The organism is Pseudomonas sp. S04, from assembly GCF_009834545.1.
Classification (GTDB): domain Bacteria; phylum Pseudomonadota; class Gammaproteobacteria; order Pseudomonadales; family Pseudomonadaceae; genus Aquipseudomonas.
Map to the genome: position 1 here is coordinate 2,934,745 of NZ_CP019427.1, position 15,506 is coordinate 2,950,250.

The following is a 15,506-nucleotide window of genomic DNA, read 5'->3' on the forward strand; positions in this document are numbered from 1 at the left end:
GAGCAGGGGGAAATATGCAGAAAGTACCAGTCAGCCAGTACCAAGGTAGTAACTGCGCCAAGGCGGCGTGGTTTTAGCATGGGCAATAACGGCTATTTCAGTGGAGGCGATTGATCATGCGAATTCTCAAGGCGCTGCTCCTGCCGTTGTTGCTGATCCTGAGCATGATCGGCGTCGACCGCCTGCACGGTCCGCAACCGGTCGCAGCGCGGGTCATGCCCGCTCTACCGGGGCGCTAGGCGTGTCGGCCCTGTGGCGGATCAACCTGTGGGTCTGCGGCTTTTTTGCCCTGGTGACCCTGGGGTGCATGGGCTTGCTGCTGCATCAGGCGCTGGCAGATGTCGAGCGGGAACTGCAGTCGGCAGAAGCGGTGGTCGAGTATTTGAGCGAAAGCGCCGCACGCGACCCGGTCAGCCTGCAGCCCCGGCTGACCGAAGGTCTGCGTCACGTGCGGGTACGCTGGTTGCAGCCGGGGGAGGCGGCACAGGCTCCGGCGCACAAAGGCATGGATGCCTGGCTCGCCCGACTGCTGTTTGCCGAGCGCCTGCACAGCCCCCGTCTGCTTGATCTGCGTGACGGCCGGCGGGTACAAATTGCCCTGGACCCGCGGGACGAACTCGATGAAGTCTGGGACTCGGTGCAGCAACTGCTCGGCCTGTGCGCCCTGGCGTTGCTCGTCAGCCTGGTCAGTATTCGCTGGGCGGTACGCCGTGGCACGAGCCTGCTCGATGAGTTGTTGCGGGCCTTGCAGCAAGTGTGCGCTGGCCAGCTCAAGGTCCGTCTGCGCGGTACCGGCTTGGCGGAAGCGCGCCAACTGGCCCAGCAGTTCAACCGCATGACCGAGGCACTGGAACAGGCCCATGCCGACAATGCCCGGTTGACCCGCACCCTGTTGGCCGTGCAGGAGCAGGAACGCACCCATTTGGCCCAGACCCTGCACGACGATCTTGGCCAGTACCTGGCGGGGATTCGCGCCCAGGCCTGTCTGCTGCGCCTGGTCGCGAACCAGCCCCAGACCATCGAGCGCACGGTGCGCGAGCTGGAGCACAACTGCGAACACCTGCAGCAGGGCTTTCGCGCCCTGGTCCAGGATCTCTATCCGGTAGTCCTGCAGCACCTGCCGTTGAGCGCGGCCGTGGGCTTGCTGGTGCAGCAGTGGCAGACCCGGCAGGGCATCGATTGCCGGTTGCGGGTCAGCGCCGATCTGCCGCTGCTGTCCGCACCGCACCAGACCCATCTGTATCGGCTGCTGCAAGAAGCCCTGACCAACATTGCCCGTCATGCTGGCGCCAGTCAGGTGCGGGTGCGCCTGCATCATTGCGGCGGACGATTGCGGGTGCTGGTGCGCGATAACGGTCGTGGTGCGCAGCAACCACAGCAACCGGGTGTCGGCCTGTATTCAATGTTCGAACGGGCCCGTTGCCTGGGCGGCGAACTGCGCATCATCAGTCAGCCCGGCGCCGGTTGGGCGCTGGCCTTGAGCATGCCTTTGGAGGTGTCATGAACATTTTGCTGGTCGATGATCACGCGGTAGTCCGCCAAGGCTACGCCAGCCTGTTGCGGGCGTTGTTGCCGGCGATCGAAGTGCGCGAAGCGGCCACCGGCGAGGAGGCGTTGAGCCGGGTCCAGGAGGCGCTGCCGAACCTGGTGATCATGGACTTTGGCCTGCCGGGCATCAGTGGCCTGGAAACCACCCGCCGCCTGCGCCAGCGCTTGCCGCAACTGCGGGTGCTGTTTTTCAGCATGCACGATGAACTGCCGCTGGTGCGCCAGGCCCTCGATGCCGGGGCGTCGGGCTACCTGACCAAAAGCTCGGCGCCTGAGGTGTTGATCGAGGCGGTGCGCCGGATTCTCGCCGGTCACGCCTATATCGAGCAGCCCCTGGCTACCCAGTTGGCGTGCCACCCGCAACAGGACGCCAGCGATCCGCGCCTGCAAAGCATGACCCAGCGTGAACTGGAGATCTTCGTGATGCTCGCCAAAGGCACCCCGGCACGGCTGATTGCCGAGCAGTTGAGCATCAGCAGCAAGACTGTTTCCAACCACCTGACCTTGCTCAAGAGCAAGCTGCAGGTCAGCTCTCATGCCGAACTGGTGCACCTGGGGATTGATATGGGGGTGGTGCGGGTGGCGAGCTGACGGAGCATTCAACATCGATGTCGCCTGACACACCGCCATCGAGAGCAAGCCGCAAGCGGGCGCTCGCTCCTTGTGTCGGTGTATGCAAAATCTGCCGCTATCGAAAAATCCCACTGAGGGCACGAGCCAGGTGTTCGTAGAGCCTGCGTAAAGCCAGTCATTTATCCCAGGTCGTTGGGCAACCGACACACCCCTCCATGTTCGCATCCTGAAAGTTGCCGTAATGCTGGCGCGAGCCGCTGAGGTTGGCCTGGGCCAGGTTGCTTTCGCCGAACTTGGCTTCCTGCAGGTTGGCGTCGCTGAGGTTGGCGCCTTGCAGGTCGGCCTTGCTCAGCCAGGTCATTTCCAGGTCGGCGGCGCGCAGGTTGGCGTTGTGCAGCTTGGCGCCGGACAGGCGGGCGAATTGCAGGTAGGCGCCGCCCAGGTTGGCGTCCTGGAATTGCGCGCCTTGGGCAAACAGGCCCCAGCCCTGGACCGCCAGCAGTGTCGCGCCGGTGAAGTCGGCCAGGCGCAGGTTGCTTTGTTGCAGGCTGGCGCGAGTCAGGTTAGCGCCTTGCAGTTGGGCCTTTTCCAGGTTGGCCAGGTCCAGGCGGGCGTGGCGCAGATCGGCATCGCGCAGGTCGGCGCCGCTGAGGTTCATGTTGCGCAAGTCCTGGTTGCTCAGGTTGGCGCCACGCAGATTGGCGCCGGGGCATTGGCTGTGGTCGGCGATGGTGCAGCCGTTGATGATCAGCGGGGTGTCGTCACCGTCGTCGGCGTGGGCGGGGGTGAGGCTCAGGAGAAGCAGCAGAGGTAGATAGTTCATCGCAAGGTTCTCGGAGGTGCCGATTTCCCTGTAGGAGCGAGCGGGCACTCGCTCCTACAAAGTATGTGTCAGTAGCGAGGATCAGCGTTTGGCGGTCGGGTTATCCCAGCTCGGGATCTTGAACACCCAGAACGAGCCACCCTGGGCCACGGGTTTGGTCAGCTCCGCCATGTCGCCGCCCCACAACGGCACCGCGCCGCCGTAACCGACGGTCACGCCGATGTACTGCTCGCCATCCTGTTCCCAGGTGATCGGCGGCGAGACGATGCCGCTGCCGGTCTGGAACTTCCACAGCTCCTTGCCGGTTTTCGCATCGAAGGCCTTGAAGAACCCGTCGCCGGTGCCGGTGAACACCAGGTTGCCCTTGGTCGCCAGCACGCCGGCCCACAGCGGCAAGGCCTCCTTGTGCTCCCAGACCACTTTGCCGGTGGTCGGGTTCATGGCGCGCAGGGTGCCGACGTGGTCGTCGTACATGCGCTTGATGCGGAAACCCATGCCCAGGTAGGCCGAGCCCTTCTTGTAGTTGACCTCTTCGGTCCAGTATTCCTCTTTCCACTGGTTGCCCGGGATGTAGAACAGCCCGGTGTCCTGGCTGTAGGCCATGGGGTTCCAGTTCTTGCCGCCGAGGAACGGCGGCGAGACTTCCACCGGCTTGCCCTTGGTTTCCCCTGGCAGGGGCTTGGCCGGGCGTTGGCCCTCGTTCTCCACCGGACGTCCGGTCTTGAGGTCGATGTGGCTGGCCCAGGTGATGTTGTCGACGAAGGGGAAGGCGTTCTGCAGTTTGCCGTTGTTGCGGTCGACCACGTAGAAGAAGCCGTTGCGGTCGGCGTGGCCGGTGGCCTTGACCAGTTTGCCGTCCTTGTCCTTGTAGTCGAACAGCACCAGCTCGTTGTTGCCGGAGAAGTCCCAGGCATCGTTCGGGGTGTGCTGGTAGAACCACTTGACCTCGCCGGTGCTCGGGTCGACCCCGACCTGGCCTGAGGTGTAGAGGCTGTCGTAATCGTGCGGGTTGCCGTCCTTGGAGGTACGCGCCCAGGTGTTCCAGGGCCCGGGGTTGCCAGCGCCGACGATGATGGTGTTGCTTTCCGGGTCGAAACTGGCGCTCTGCCAAGGAGCGCCGCCACCATGGCTCCAGGCCTCGACCTTGCCGGTCTCGGTAGTCGGGTCATTGGGCCAGGACGGTGCCTTGACGTCACCGGTGGGGGTGCTGTCCTTGCCGTTCAGGCGGCCCATGTGGCCTTCGACGAAAGGCCGCATCCAGACTTCTTCGCCGGTGTCCGGGTCGCGGGCGAACAGTTGGCCGACCACGCCGAATTCATCGCCAGAGCTGCCGTGGATCAGCAGCACCTTGCCGCTGGTCTTGTCCTTGATCAGCACCGGGGCGCCGGTCATCGTGTAGCCGGCGGCGTGGTCGCCAAACTTCTTGTTCCATACGACTTTGCCGGTGTTCTTGTCGAGGGCGATCAGCCGCGCGTCGAGGGTGCCGAAGTAGATCTTGTCGCCGAAAATCGCCGCGCCACGATTGACCACGTCGCAGCACGGACGAATGTTGTCCGGCAGGCGATGGTTGTAGGTCCACAGGCGCTTGCCGGTCTTGGCGTCGAGGGCAAAGACCCGGGAGTAGGAACCGGTGACGTACACCACGCCGTCGCTGACGATGGCCTGGGATTCCTGGCCGCGCTGTTTTTCATCGCCGAAGGAGTAGGACCAGGCCGGGGTGAGCTTGAACACGTTCTGGTCGTTGACCTGGGCCAGCGGGCTCCAGCGCTGGGCGTTGGTGCCCATGCCGTATTGCAGCACGTCCTTGGTGGTCAGGTGGTCGTTGGCAATGTCTTCCCAGCTCACCTTGGTGCTGGTCGGGGCGGTGGCAGCGTACCCGGTGGTGCCCAGGGACAGGCCGCCCACCAGCAAGAAGGCCTGCACGGCGAGGGTCAGGGGGGAAAGGGCGGGTAGCGATCTTATTGTCATGGTTGCAGTTCCCAGTGGAGGTTTTGGCCTGCACAGGGTGCTGCGCCGTGTCGGTGGCGCCTACGGAAAAAATCCCGCTGTGGCCGGGAAGACTTCCCGGTCGGGCTATGAATTGGGTGTGCGTCACAAGCCCTACTACCAAGGGAGTAGAGCGCGGCCACCAAAGCAGCATGGGGCTTGTGCCAAGGCCTTTCTAAGATGGCTGCCATAGCCTCTGCCAAGAGGTTTTGCGTGCAATCCTGAGGGCATAACAATGACAACAAAACGCAACGCCTTGCTCGTTGCCGGACTGCTGGCCGGCTTTATCAGTGCAGGTTCGGCCTGGGCCCACGGCAACGTGGTGCCACAAGCCGTCGAGACCCAGGGCCTGACCCCGATCAAGGATGCCGGCGTGACGCTGGATGGCGATGGCTGGGCTGCAGTGAACCCATACCGCACTTCGCCGGAACACGACAAGGCCGTGGCCATCGGTTCATCGGCCTACAACCAGAACTGCGCCGCCTGCCATGGCCTGGAAGCCAAGTCCGGGGGGATTGCCCCCGACCTGCGCATGCTCGACGCCGGCGATGCCGGGGACGAATGGTTCGTCGAGCGCGTGCGCCACGGTGCCGTGCGTGACGGTCGGGTGTACATGCCGAAGATGGCCGACTACCTGAGCCAGGAAGCCCTGTGGGCGGTACGCACCTACCTCGATAGCGTGCACGTCGAGGAGTGAGCCCATGCGCCTGCTCGCGGTGTTGATCAGTGCGCTGCTGCTGTGTTGCCCAGCGGCGCAGGCCCAGGTCCGGACGTATGACGAGATGATCGCCGCCGGGGAGTTGAAGGTGGCGGTGTACAAGGACTTTGCCCCCTACAGCTTCGAGGAAGCCGGGCAGCCCCGTGGGGTCGATGTGGAGCTGGCCCAGGCATTGGCCAAGGCTCTGGGCGTGCGGCTGCAACTGATCTGGGCGCCGGCCGGGGAAAAGCTCGACGACGACCTGCGCGATTACATCTGGCGTGCCAGTGCGTTGCACAACCAGCAACTGGCCGACCTGATGATGCGCGTGCCCTACGACCGCGACTTCGCGCAGAAACGCAATGAGCTGGGCGAGCTGGAAAACGGCCATGTGGTGATGTTCGGGCCGTACCAGAGCGAACAGTGGCAGGTGGCTTTTGACCGCCGGCGGCTGGACAAGGTGGCCAGTGTGGCGGTGTTCGAATACCAGCCGATCGGGGTCGAGGTCGACAGCGTGCCCTCGTTCTACCTGACCTCGGTGTTCAACGGCATGCTGGCGAAAAACACCCGGCACTATCCCGGTGTGCCGCAGGCCTTTGCCGCCATGCAGGCTGGAGAAGTTGATGCGGTCATGGCCATGCGCGGCGAGATCGACTGGCAATTGCACCAAGCCGCCGACCCGCAGTTGGCGCTGGCAGAGAACGCCTACCCGAACATGGGCAAGCAACGCTGGGAAATCGGCATGGCGGTGCACGAGAGCAACCGTCAACTGGCCTACGCCGTCGAAGAGGCGCTGGAAGGTTTGATCCGCGAGGGTGCGGTGCAAGCCCTGTATAGCCATTACGGCCTGCGCTACGACGTGCCCGAGATGTATCAATAGGAGCTGCGATGAACTGGCGAGCGAGTTGTCTGTTGGCCTGCTGGCTGCCGTTGTTGGCGGTGGCCGCGCCGGTCGACCCAGGGAAGGATCCGGTGCCGTCGGTGATGTGGGCCTTCTATCACAAGCAGATGCTCGGCGATGCGCCGTTCGTGTTCGATGAGCGGGTCAAGCTGCTGGCGCCACCGTTTGCCGAGGATGCGCGCCAGGTGCCACTGGAAATCGACGCCCGGGCATTCAAGGGCGAGGTGGTGAGAATCCTCGCCTGGGCCGAGTTGAATCCGTTGCCGAAGATCGTCGACTTCGAACCGCTCGGCGGGGTGCTGCCGTGGCTGGCGATCCGTATCCGTATCGAGCAGGCCACGCCCCTGCGCGCGGCGGTGCAGACCCGGGACGGCCTGTGGCACGTTGGCTCGACCCTGATCGACGCCGCGGGTGGCGGCTGCACGGCGCCGAGTGTGGTGCGCAGCCAGCCAGGCTGGGAAGAACACATTGGCGAAGTGCTCGGTGGCCGTTATCCGCGGGACAGCTTCAGCCGCTTGCGCCTGCAAGTGGCCCATCCGATGGACAACGGCATGGTTGGCGGGATCCCGGAATTCTTCCTCAACCACGCTGAACTGCGTGACCAGGACGACCAGCTCATGGCCCGCCTGGAGCTGTTCCCTGCGGTCAGTGAAAACCCCAGCCTGGCCTTCGATATCGAAGGGGCAGGGCAGACGCGCCTGCTGCTGCGTGACAACAGCGGCAACCAATTTTCCGCAACCCTGCCCTGAGCCCAAGGAGTACCTGATGCGCTGGATGCTGTTGTTGTGCCTGTCGCTGAGCCTGCCGGCCCTGGCGGATCTCGACTATGTGCTCAGCCCGCGACAGATCGCCGAAGACACCTGGCTGCTGGAGGGCAGCACCGACAATTTTGCCAAGGCCAACGGCGGCAATATCGTCAACACCGCGTTCATCGTCACCCGCCAAGGAGTGGTGGTGATCGACAGCGGGCCCTCCAAACGCTACGGCGAGGCCCTGCGCAAGGCGATCGCAACGGTCACTGACAAGCCGGTGATCCAGCTGCTGTTGACCCATCACCATCCTGACCACGTGCTGGGCAACCAGGCGTTCAGTGATGTGCCCATTGGCGCCTTGCCCGGGACCACCGAGCTCCTGCAACAGCAGGGTGACGCCATGGCCGAGAACATGTACCGGATGGTCGGCGACTGGATGCGCGGCACCGAAGTGGTGCTGCCAACCCAGACCCTGGCGCCGGGGCTGAAAAGTTTTGGGAATCACGATTTGCAACTGCTGAGCCTGGGTGGGCATACCGGCGCAGATCTGGCTATTCTCGACCAGCGAACCGGCGTGCTGTTTGCCGGTGACCTGGTGTTTTATCAGCGGGCCCTGACCACGCCCAACAGCCCGGGGTTGTCGGTGTGGCTGGCCGACATTGCCACGCTGCAGGGTTTGCCCTGGACGCAAGTGGTGCCCGGTCACGGCCCGGTGGCCAGCGATGCGCGTCCGTTCGAGCAGATGCGCGACTACCTGGCCTGGCTCGACCAACTGCTGCGTGACGGTGCCGCCAACGGCAGCGACATGGGCGAGATGATCCGCAGCCCGATCCCCGAGCGCTTCGCCGCCATCAACCTGAGCCGCTATGAATTGATCCGCAGCGTCAGTCATTTGTATCCGCGCTATGAGCGCGAGCAGATGCAGCGGATTGACGCCACCCCGTAATCCCATCGCATCGTTGCGCCGTAGTAGCGGCTATGGAATCGGACCCCCTACCAAGGAACTAACAATCTCCACACTGCGGGCAATTGTTGCCAGGGTCGTGGCGCTGAAGAATCTGCTCCAGACCGGGAAAATTTCCCGGGTATAACAAAAACCGCAGAGGTAGCCGCCATGACCCAACCCGCACGTCGCCAACCCTTCGTCCTGTGTGCACTGCTCAGCGCCATGCTGCTGTCCGGCACGGCCCTGGCCGCCGTCAGCGACCAGGACATTCTCCAGGACCCGAAAAACCCGGAGCAGATCGTCACCAACGGTCTGGGCGTCCAGGGTCAGCGCTACAGCCCACTGGACACCCTCAACGTGAATAACGTCAAGGACCTGCGCCCCGTCTGGGCATTCTCCTTCGGTGGCGAAAAACAGCGTGGCCAGCAAGCGCAGCCGATGATCAAGGACGGCGTGATGTACATGACCGGCTCCTACTCGCGGGTGTTTGCGGTGGACGCGCGCACCGGCAAGAAGCTCTGGCAATACGATGCGCGCCTGCCCGATGACATCCGTCCCTGCTGCGACGTGATCAACCGCGGCGTGGCGCTGTACGGCGACCTGGTGTTCTTCGGCACCCTCGACGCCAAGCTGGTGGCCTTGAACAAGGACACCGGCAAAGTGGTCTGGAGCAAAAAAGTCGCCGACCACAAGGAAGGCTACTCCATCAGCGCTGCGCCCCTGGTGATCAACGGCAAGCTGATCACCGGGGTCGCCGGTGGCGAGTTCGGCGTGGTGGGCAAGATCGAAGCCTACGACCCGAAAAACGGCGAACTGCTGTGGAGCCGGCCAACGGTCGAAGGTCACATGGGCTACGTCTACAAGGACGGCAAGGCGGTCGAGAACGGCATTTCCGGTGGCGAAGCGGGCAAGACCTGGCCGGGCGATCTGTGGAAGACTGGTGGCGCCGCACCGTGGCTTGGCGGCTACTACGACCCGGAAACCAACCTGCTGCTGTTCGGCACCGGCAACCCGGCTCCGTGGAACTCGCACCTGCGTCCTGGCGACAACCTCTACTCCTCGTCGCGTCTGGCCCTCAACCCGGACGACGGCACCATCAAGTGGCACTTCCAGAGCACGCCCCACGATGGTTGGGACTATGACGGGGTGAACGAACTGGTGTCGTTCAACTACAACGAAGGCGGCAAAGAGATCAAGGCTGCTGCCACCGCCGACCGCAACGGCTTCTTCTACGTGCTGGACCGCACCAACGGCAAGTTCATCCGTGGCTTCCCGTTTGTCGACAAGATCACCTGGGCCACCGGCCTGGATAAAAATGGCCGGCCAATCTACAACGAAGCCAGCCGACCGGGTGCTCCGGGCAGCGAGGCCAAGGGCAGCTCGGTGTTTGTCGCGCCGGCGTTCCTGGGGGCCAAGAACTGGATGCCGATGGCCTACAACAAGGACACCGGGCTGTTCTATGTGCCCTCCAACGAGTGGGGCATGGACATCTGGAACGAAGGCATCGCCTACAAAAAAGGCGCGGCATTCCTCGGTGCCGGCTTCACCATCAAGCCGCTGAACGAAGACTACATCGGCGTGCTGCGGGCAATTGATCCGAAAACCGGCAAGGAAGTCTGGCGCCACAAGAACTTCGCGCCACTGTGGGGTGGGGTGCTGACCACCAAGGGCAACCTGGTGTTCACCGGTACGCCGGAAGGTTTCCTGCAGGCGTTCAACGCCAAGACCGGGGAAAAAGTCTGGGAGTTCCAGACCGGCTCCGGGGTCCTGGGCTCACCCGTGACCTGGGAAATGGACGGCGAACAATACGTCTCGGTGCTCTCGGGCTGGGGCGGCGCCGTACCGCTGTGGGGCGGCGAAGTGGCCAAGCGGGTCAAGGACTTCAACCAGGGCGGCATGCTCTGGACCTTCAAGTTGCCGAAGGAGCTGGTGGCCAAGCACTGATCCCGACTCCACCGCATAACCCCTGTAGGAGCGAGCGCCCGCTTGCGGCCTGCTCGCGATGGTCGTCAACGATAACGCTGGAAACCTGATACCCCGTGGCGTTCTCGGGTTCATCGCGAGCAAGCTCGCTCCTACAGTGATCTGTGCAAAATCTACGACCAAATAACGAGAGCCCCCCCTGCCAACGGCGCATACGTCTGGCACGCGGGGCTCTCTACTATCGGTGCATCGCCTGTTTGCCCGACAGGCATTGACCAAGACAGAGGCCCAGCATGATCTACGCACAACCCGGTACCCCAGGCGCTGTTGTTTCCTTCAAGCCGCGCTATGGCAATTTCATCGGCGGCGAATTTGTTGCGCCGATCAATGGCCAGTACTTCACCAACACCTCGCCGGTCACCGGTGAGGTAATTGCCGAGTTCCCGCGCTCCAGCGCCGCCGACATCGACCGAGCCCTGGATGCCGCCCATGCAGCGGCAGATGCCTGGGGCAAGACCTCGGCCCAGGATCGCTCCCTGGTGCTGCTGAAAATTGCTGACCGCATCGAGCAGAACCTGGAAATCCTCGCGGTCACCGAAACCTGGGACAACGGCAAGGCCGTGCGCGAGACCCTCAACGCCGACGTACCGCTGGCCGCCGACCATTTCCGCTACTTCGCCGGTTGCATCCGCGCCCAGGAAGGCGGTGCCGCAGAAATCAACGAGCTGACCACCGCCTACCACTTCCACGAACCCCTGGGCGTGGTCGGGCAGATCATCCCCTGGAACTTCCCGCTGCTGATGGCCGCCTGGAAACTCGCCCCGGCGCTGGCGGCCGGTAACTGCATCGTGCTCAAGCCCGCCGAGCAGACGCCGCTGTCGATCATGGTCTTCGCCGAACTGATCGCCGACCTGCTGCCCGCCGGCGTGCTGAACATCGTCCAGGGTTTTGGTCGCGAAGCCGGTGAAGCCCTGGCCACCAGCAAGCGCATCGCCAAGATTGCCTTCACCGGCTCGACCCCGGTGGGCGCGCACATCATGCATTGCGCCGCCGAGAACATTATTCCGAGCACGGTGGAGCTGGGTGGCAAGTCGCCGAACATCTTCTTCGAAGACATCATGAATGCCGAGCCTGCGTTCATCGAGAAGGCCGCTGAAGGCCTGGTGCTGGCGTTCTTCAACCAGGGCGAAGTCTGCACCTGTCCGTCCCGGGCGCTGGTGCAGGAGTCGATCTACGAGCCGTTCATGGCCCAGGTGATGAAGAAGATCGTCAAGATCAAGCGCGGCAACCCGCTGGATACCGAAACCATGGTCGGCGCCCAGGCTTCCGAGCAGCAATACGACAAGATCCTCTCGTACCTGCAGATTGCCCAGGAGGAGGGCGCCGAGCTGCTTGCTGGCGGTGCGGCCGAGCGTCTGGAGGGCGACCTGTCCAGCGGCTATTACATCCAGCCAACCCTGCTCAAGGGTCACAACAAGATGCGCGTGTTCCAGGAGGAAATCTTCGGCCCGGTAGTCGGTGTCACCACCTTCAAGGACGAAGCCGAGGCCCTGGCGATTGCCAACGACAGTGAGTTCGGTCTCGGTGCCGGCCTGTGGACCCGCGACATCAACCGCGCCTACCGTATGGGCCGGGCGATCAAGGCTGGCCGCGTGTGGACCAACTGTTACCACCTGTACCCGGCCCATGCCGCGTTCGGTGGCTACAAGAAGTCCGGGGTCGGCCGGGAAAACCACAAGATGATGCTCGACCACTACCAGCAGACCAAGAACCTGCTGGTGAGCTACGACATCAATCCGCTGGGGTTCTTCTAACTTCGCACTAACGACAACCACCCTGTAGGAGCGAGCTTGCTCGCGATGGACGTCAACGATGACGCGTTCTGTCTGTATGTACGCGCTGTCTTCACGTCCTTCGCGAGCAAGCTCGCTCCTACAACGTTTGTGCGTGCATGACGATCGCACCCCCCTACCAAATCACCCCGCCAACTCCTTCGAAAGTAGCATTCGGTCACCTCAAGCCCCGTGCATTAATGCCTGTACCGGAATCGCCCGGCACAAGAAGAGGAATGACCCATGTGGACTAAACCCGCGTTTACCGATCTGCGCATTGGCTTCGAAGTGACGATGTATTTCGCCAACCGTTGATTGTCCACCCGGCCAGCCATAGCGTTGGCCGGGCCTGCCTTCTGGAGCAATGCCCATGCACATCCGTGTCCTCGGTTCCGCCGCCGGTGGCGGTTTTCCGCAGTGGAACTGCAATTGCCGCCAGTGCGCTGGCGTGCGCGCGGGCAGCCTGCGTGCGCAACGGCGTACGCAGTCCTCGATTGCCCTGAGTGACAACGCTGTGGACTGGGTGCTGTGCAACGCTTCGCCAGACATTCGCGCGCAGCTGGAAAGTTTCCCCGCGCTGCAACCGGCGCGCCGGCTGCGGGATACGGCGATTAACGGAATCATCCTGATGGACAGCCAGATCGACCACTGCACCGGCCTGTTGAGCCTGCGCGAAGGCTGTCCGCACACCGTGTGGTGCACCGAACGGGTTCATCAGGACCTGAGCAGCGGGTTTCCCTTGTTTGACATGCTGGCCCACTGGAACGGCGGCCTGCAGTGGTCACCCATCGGCCTGGACCGCGCGCCGTTCAGCATCGCTGCTTGCGCGCACCTTGAGTTCCGGGCCATCCCGTTGGTCAGCAACGCACCACCGTATTCGCCGAATCGTGGCAACCCGCAGCCGGGTGACACCATCGGTCTGTTCATCGAGGACCGGCGCAGCGGTGCGTCGTTGTTCTATGCCCCGGGCCTGGGCCAGGTCGACGACGAATTGCTCGGCTGGATGCAGCGCGCCGATTGCCTGTTGCTCGATGGCACGCTGTGGCGCGACGACGAGATGCGCCTGTGCGAAGTCGGCCAGAGCCTGGGCCGCGAGATGGGGCACCTGGCGCAAAGCGGCCCGGGGGGCATGCTTGAGGTGCTGGAGGGCTTTCCACGCCAGCGCAAGGTGCTGATTCACATCAACAACACCAACCCGATCCTCGACCCGGACTCGGCCGAGCGGGCGGAGCTTGAGCGGCGCGGAATCGAAGTGGCCTACGACGGCATGCACATCGACCTGTAGGGCCTTTCGCCAGCAGGCTGACTCGGACCCTTGTGGGAGCGGGCTTGCCCGCGATGCCCCCAGACCTCACCGAACCGCCAGGAGAAGCACAATGATTGACCAGCCAATGACCCCCAGGGAATTCGAAGCCGCCCTACGTGCCAAGGGTGCCTATTACCACATCCATCACCCGTTCCACCAAACCATGTACGCCGGGCGTGCCACTCGCCAGCAGATCCAGGGCTGGGTCGCCAATCGGTTCTACTACCAGTTGAACATCCCGCTGAAGGACGCAGCGATCCTGGCCAATTGTCCAGACCGCGAGGTGCGGCGGCAGTGGCTGCAACGCTTGCTCGATCACGACGGCGCACCGGGCAGCGAAGGCGGGATCGAAGCCTGGTTGCGCCTCGGCGAAGCCGTCGGGCTGACCCGCGAACAAGTGCTGTCCCAGGAGTTGGTGCTGCCGGGGGTGCGGTTTGCCGTGGATGCCTACGTCAATTTCGCCCGGCGCGCCTGCTGGCAGGAGGCAGCGAGCAGTTCGCTGACCGAGCTGTTCGCCCCGCAGATCCACCAGTCGCGCCTGGACGCCTGGCCCCAGCATTACCCCTGGATCGACCCGGCCGGCTACCAGTATTTCCGCACGCGCCTGGGGCAGGCCCGTCGCGACGTCGAGCATGGGCTGCAGATTACCTTGGCGCATTACGTCACCGCCGCCGGCCAGCAACGCATGCTCGACATCCTGCAATTCAAGCTCGATGTGCTGTGGAGCATGCTCGATGCCATGAGCCTGGCCTACGAACTGGAGCGCCCGCCGTACCACACGGTGACCAGCGCCAATGTCTGGCACCGGGGGATCGCCCTGTGAATCTGATCAAACACGAACAGGCACCCGTGCTGCGCCGTGGTTTTCGCCTGCAATGGGAACCGCGCCAGGACTGTCACGTGCTGCTGTACCCCGAGGGCATGATCAAGCTCAATACCAGCGCCGGGCAGATCCTCAGCCTGGTGGACGGCCAGCGCAGTGTGGCGGCGATCATTACTCAATTGAGCGCCAGTTTCCCTGGGGTGCCGGGGATCGACGAGGATGTCCTGGCGTTCCTGGAGGTGGCCCATGCGCAATTCTGGATTGAGTGAAGCGCCACCTGGTCCACCGCTGTGGTTGCTGGCGGAGCTGACCTATCGGTGCCCGCTGCAATGCCCCTATTGCTCCAACCCGCTGGATTTTTCCCGGCACGGCGAGGAGCTGAGTACCGCCGAGTGGATTCGAGTGTTCCGCGAGGCCCGCGACATGGGCGCCGCGCAACTGGGCTTTTCCGGTGGTGAGCCGCTGGTGCGCCAGGACCTCGCCGAGCTCATCAAGGCCGCCCGGGACATGGGCTACTACACCAACCTGATCACCTCGGGCATTGGCCTGACCGAACAGAAAGTGCGGGATTTCAAAGTGGCCGGGCTGGACCATATCCAGATCAGCTTCCAGGCGGCCGACGAAGCGGTGAACAACATGCTCGCCGGCTCGCGCAAGGCTTTCGCGCAAAAACTGGCGATGGCCCGGGCAGTCAAGGCCCAGGGTTACCCGATGGTGCTGAATTTTGTCACGCACCGGCACAACATCGACCGCATCGAGCAGATCATCGAGCTGTGCCTGGAGCTGGAGGCCGACTTTGTCGAGCTGGCCACCTGTCAGTTCTACGGCTGGGCCGAACTCAACCGGGTGGGCCTGCTGCCGACCCGCGACCAGTTGCAGCGCGCCGAGGCGATCACCCAGGAGTACCGCAAGCGGCTTGAGGCGCAAGGCCATCCGTGCAAACTGATTTTCGTTACCCCGGACTACTACGAGGAGCGTCCCAAGACCTGCATGAACGGCTGGGCCAACCTGTTTCTCGACATCACCCCCGATGGCACCGCGCTGCCGTGTCACAGCGCCCGGCAGTTGCCCGTGGCGTTCCCCAATGTGCGCGAGCACAGCATCGAGCACATCTGGAATGACTCGTTCGGCTTCAACCGCTTTCGCGGTGATGCCTGGATGAAGGAGCCGTGCCGCTCCTGCGATGAAAAACACAAGGACCTGGGCGGCTGTCGTTGCCAGGCATTCATGCTCACCGGCGACGCCGCCAATGCTGATCCGGTGTGCAGCAAGTCGGCGCACCACGGGGTGATCCTCAAGGCCCGGGAAGAAGCCGAGGCACCCGGGCCGGGCATGGAGGCGCTGACGCTGCGCAATGAAAAGGCTTCGCGGTTGATTTATCGCGGATAGATAGTCA

General features: G+C 63.5%; 16 protein-coding genes. 14 read left to right on the plus strand and 2 right to left on the minus strand.

Annotation, left to right across the window (positions count from 1 at the left end; genetic code table 11):
• Positions 1 to 116: 116 nt before the first annotated feature.
• Genes PspS04_RS27930 through PspS04_RS13080 form a run of 3 tightly spaced genes read left to right on the plus strand, consistent with a single transcriptional unit; the run spans position 117 to position 2,139 of the window.
• On the plus strand, positions 117 to 239 hold the full coding sequence (locus PspS04_RS27930) for a hypothetical protein (protein ID WP_256585469.1): 123 nt from the start codon (positions 117 to 119) through the stop codon (positions 237 to 239).
• Positions 240 to 241: 2 nt separating this feature from the next.
• Complete coding sequence (locus tag PspS04_RS13075) at positions 242 to 1,504, plus strand: sensor histidine kinase (protein WP_159995741.1); 1,263 nt, start codon at positions 242 to 244, stop codon at positions 1,502 to 1,504.
• Positions 1,501 to 2,139 (plus strand): response regulator, encoded by a 639-nt coding sequence (locus tag PspS04_RS13080; protein ID WP_159995743.1) that lies wholly within the window; start codon positions 1,501 to 1,503, stop codon positions 2,137 to 2,139. The genes PspS04_RS13075 and PspS04_RS13080 overlap by 4 nt, the downstream gene beginning before the upstream one ends.
• A 157-nt stretch (positions 2,140 to 2,296) precedes the next feature.
• On the opposite strand, the gene PspS04_RS13085 is transcribed toward PspS04_RS13080, so the two are convergent.
• Together PspS04_RS13085 and exaA are read right to left on the minus strand one after the other, a co-directional pair.
• The gene (locus PspS04_RS13085) at positions 2,297 to 2,944 is read right to left on the minus strand and encodes a pentapeptide repeat-containing protein (RefSeq protein ID WP_159995745.1); all 648 of its coding nucleotides are present in this window, start codon (positions 2,942 to 2,944) and stop codon (positions 2,297 to 2,299) included.
• Positions 2,945 to 3,025: 81 nt separating this feature from the next.
• Positions 3,026 to 4,912 carry a quinoprotein ethanol dehydrogenase gene (exaA, locus tag PspS04_RS13090; protein ID WP_159995747.1) on the minus strand — a complete coding sequence of 629 codons (1,887 nt, stop codon included), beginning with the start codon at positions 4,910 to 4,912 and terminating at the stop codon, positions 3,026 to 3,028.
• Between the two features lie 253 nt (positions 4,913 to 5,165).
• On the opposite strand from exaA, the gene pedF reads away from it, so the two are divergent.
• The 11 genes from pedF to pqqE all read left to right on the plus strand — a co-directional run bounded on the left by pedF (position 5,166) and on the right by pqqE (position 15,499).
• Positions 5,166 to 5,627 (plus strand): cytochrome c-550 PedF, encoded by a 462-nt coding sequence (pedF, locus tag PspS04_RS13095; RefSeq protein ID WP_095168864.1) that lies wholly within the window; start codon positions 5,166 to 5,168, stop codon positions 5,625 to 5,627.
• A 4-nt stretch (positions 5,628 to 5,631) separates the two neighbouring features.
• The gene (locus PspS04_RS13100) at positions 5,632 to 6,507 is read left to right on the plus strand and encodes a substrate-binding periplasmic protein (RefSeq protein ID WP_159995749.1); all 876 of its coding nucleotides are present in this window, start codon (positions 5,632 to 5,634) and stop codon (positions 6,505 to 6,507) included.
• A gap of 8 nt (positions 6,508 to 6,515) precedes the next feature.
• Complete coding sequence (locus PspS04_RS13105) at positions 6,516 to 7,277, plus strand: quinoprotein dehydrogenase-associated SoxYZ-like carrier (protein WP_095168862.1); 762 nt, start codon at positions 6,516 to 6,518, stop codon at positions 7,275 to 7,277.
• A 16-nt stretch (positions 7,278 to 7,293) separates the two neighbouring features.
• Complete coding sequence (locus PspS04_RS13110; protein ID WP_159995751.1) at positions 7,294 to 8,226, plus strand: quinoprotein relay system zinc metallohydrolase 1; 933 nt, start codon at positions 7,294 to 7,296, stop codon at positions 8,224 to 8,226.
• 168 nt (positions 8,227 to 8,394) lie between these two features.
• A complete protein-coding gene (locus tag PspS04_RS13115; RefSeq protein WP_159995753.1) occupies positions 8,395 to 10,170 on the plus strand; it encodes a PQQ-dependent methanol/ethanol family dehydrogenase in 1,776 nt (591 codons plus the stop codon).
• A 272-nt stretch (positions 10,171 to 10,442) separates the two neighbouring features.
• Positions 10,443 to 11,963 (plus strand): acetaldehyde dehydrogenase ExaC, encoded by a 1,521-nt coding sequence (gene exaC / locus PspS04_RS13120; RefSeq protein WP_095168859.1) that lies wholly within the window; start codon positions 10,443 to 10,445, stop codon positions 11,961 to 11,963.
• 261 nt (positions 11,964 to 12,224) lie between these two features.
• Positions 12,225 to 12,296 (plus strand): pyrroloquinoline quinone precursor peptide PqqA, encoded by a 72-nt coding sequence (gene pqqA / locus PspS04_RS13125; RefSeq protein WP_003253598.1) that lies wholly within the window; start codon positions 12,225 to 12,227, stop codon positions 12,294 to 12,296.
• Between the two features lie 55 nt (positions 12,297 to 12,351).
• Positions 12,352 to 13,266 carry a pyrroloquinoline quinone biosynthesis protein PqqB gene (gene pqqB, locus PspS04_RS13130; RefSeq protein WP_159995755.1) on the plus strand — a complete coding sequence of 305 codons (915 nt, stop codon included), beginning with the start codon at positions 12,352 to 12,354 and terminating at the stop codon, positions 13,264 to 13,266.
• Between the two features lie 91 nt (positions 13,267 to 13,357).
• Positions 13,358 to 14,110 (plus strand): pyrroloquinoline-quinone synthase PqqC, encoded by a 753-nt coding sequence (gene pqqC / locus PspS04_RS13135; protein WP_159995757.1) that lies wholly within the window; start codon positions 13,358 to 13,360, stop codon positions 14,108 to 14,110.
• A complete protein-coding gene (gene pqqD / locus PspS04_RS13140; RefSeq protein ID WP_095168856.1) occupies positions 14,107 to 14,379 on the plus strand; it encodes a pyrroloquinoline quinone biosynthesis peptide chaperone PqqD in 273 nt (90 codons plus the stop codon). The genes pqqC and pqqD overlap by 4 nt, the downstream gene beginning before the upstream one ends.
• The gene (gene pqqE / locus PspS04_RS13145) at positions 14,357 to 15,499 is read left to right on the plus strand and encodes a pyrroloquinoline quinone biosynthesis protein PqqE (RefSeq protein ID WP_159995759.1); all 1,143 of its coding nucleotides are present in this window, start codon (positions 14,357 to 14,359) and stop codon (positions 15,497 to 15,499) included. Before pqqD ends, pqqE begins: the two co-directional genes overlap by 23 nt.
• Positions 15,500 to 15,506 lie beyond the last annotated feature (7 nt).

Coding starts and splice junctions, on each gene's coding strand:
- PspS04_RS27930 (WP_256585469.1), top strand. CDS start 117: ATGCGAATTCTCAAGGCGCTGCTCCTGCCGTTGTTGCTGATCCTGAGC.
- PspS04_RS13080 (WP_159995743.1), top strand. CDS start 1,501: ATGAACATTTTGCTGGTCGATGATCACGCGGTAGTCCGCCAAGGCTAC.
- PspS04_RS13085 (WP_159995745.1), bottom strand. CDS start 2,944: ATGAACTATCTACCTCTGCTGCTTCTCCTGAGCCTCACCCCCGCCCAC.
- exaA (WP_159995747.1), bottom strand. CDS start 4,912: ATGACAATAAGATCGCTACCCGCCCTTTCCCCCCTGACCCTCGCCGTG.
- pedF (WP_095168864.1), top strand. CDS start 5,166: ATGACAACAAAACGCAACGCCTTGCTCGTTGCCGGACTGCTGGCCGGC.
- PspS04_RS13100 (WP_159995749.1), top strand. CDS start 5,632: ATGCGCCTGCTCGCGGTGTTGATCAGTGCGCTGCTGCTGTGTTGCCCA.
- PspS04_RS13105 (WP_095168862.1), top strand. CDS start 6,516: ATGAACTGGCGAGCGAGTTGTCTGTTGGCCTGCTGGCTGCCGTTGTTG.
- PspS04_RS13110 (WP_159995751.1), top strand. CDS start 7,294: ATGCGCTGGATGCTGTTGTTGTGCCTGTCGCTGAGCCTGCCGGCCCTG.
- PspS04_RS13115 (WP_159995753.1), top strand. CDS start 8,395: ATGACCCAACCCGCACGTCGCCAACCCTTCGTCCTGTGTGCACTGCTC.
- exaC (WP_095168859.1), top strand. CDS start 10,443: ATGATCTACGCACAACCCGGTACCCCAGGCGCTGTTGTTTCCTTCAAG.
- pqqB (WP_159995755.1), top strand. CDS start 12,352: ATGCACATCCGTGTCCTCGGTTCCGCCGCCGGTGGCGGTTTTCCGCAG.
- pqqC (WP_159995757.1), top strand. CDS start 13,358: ATGATTGACCAGCCAATGACCCCCAGGGAATTCGAAGCCGCCCTACGT.
- pqqE (WP_159995759.1), top strand. CDS start 14,357: ATGCGCAATTCTGGATTGAGTGAAGCGCCACCTGGTCCACCGCTGTGG.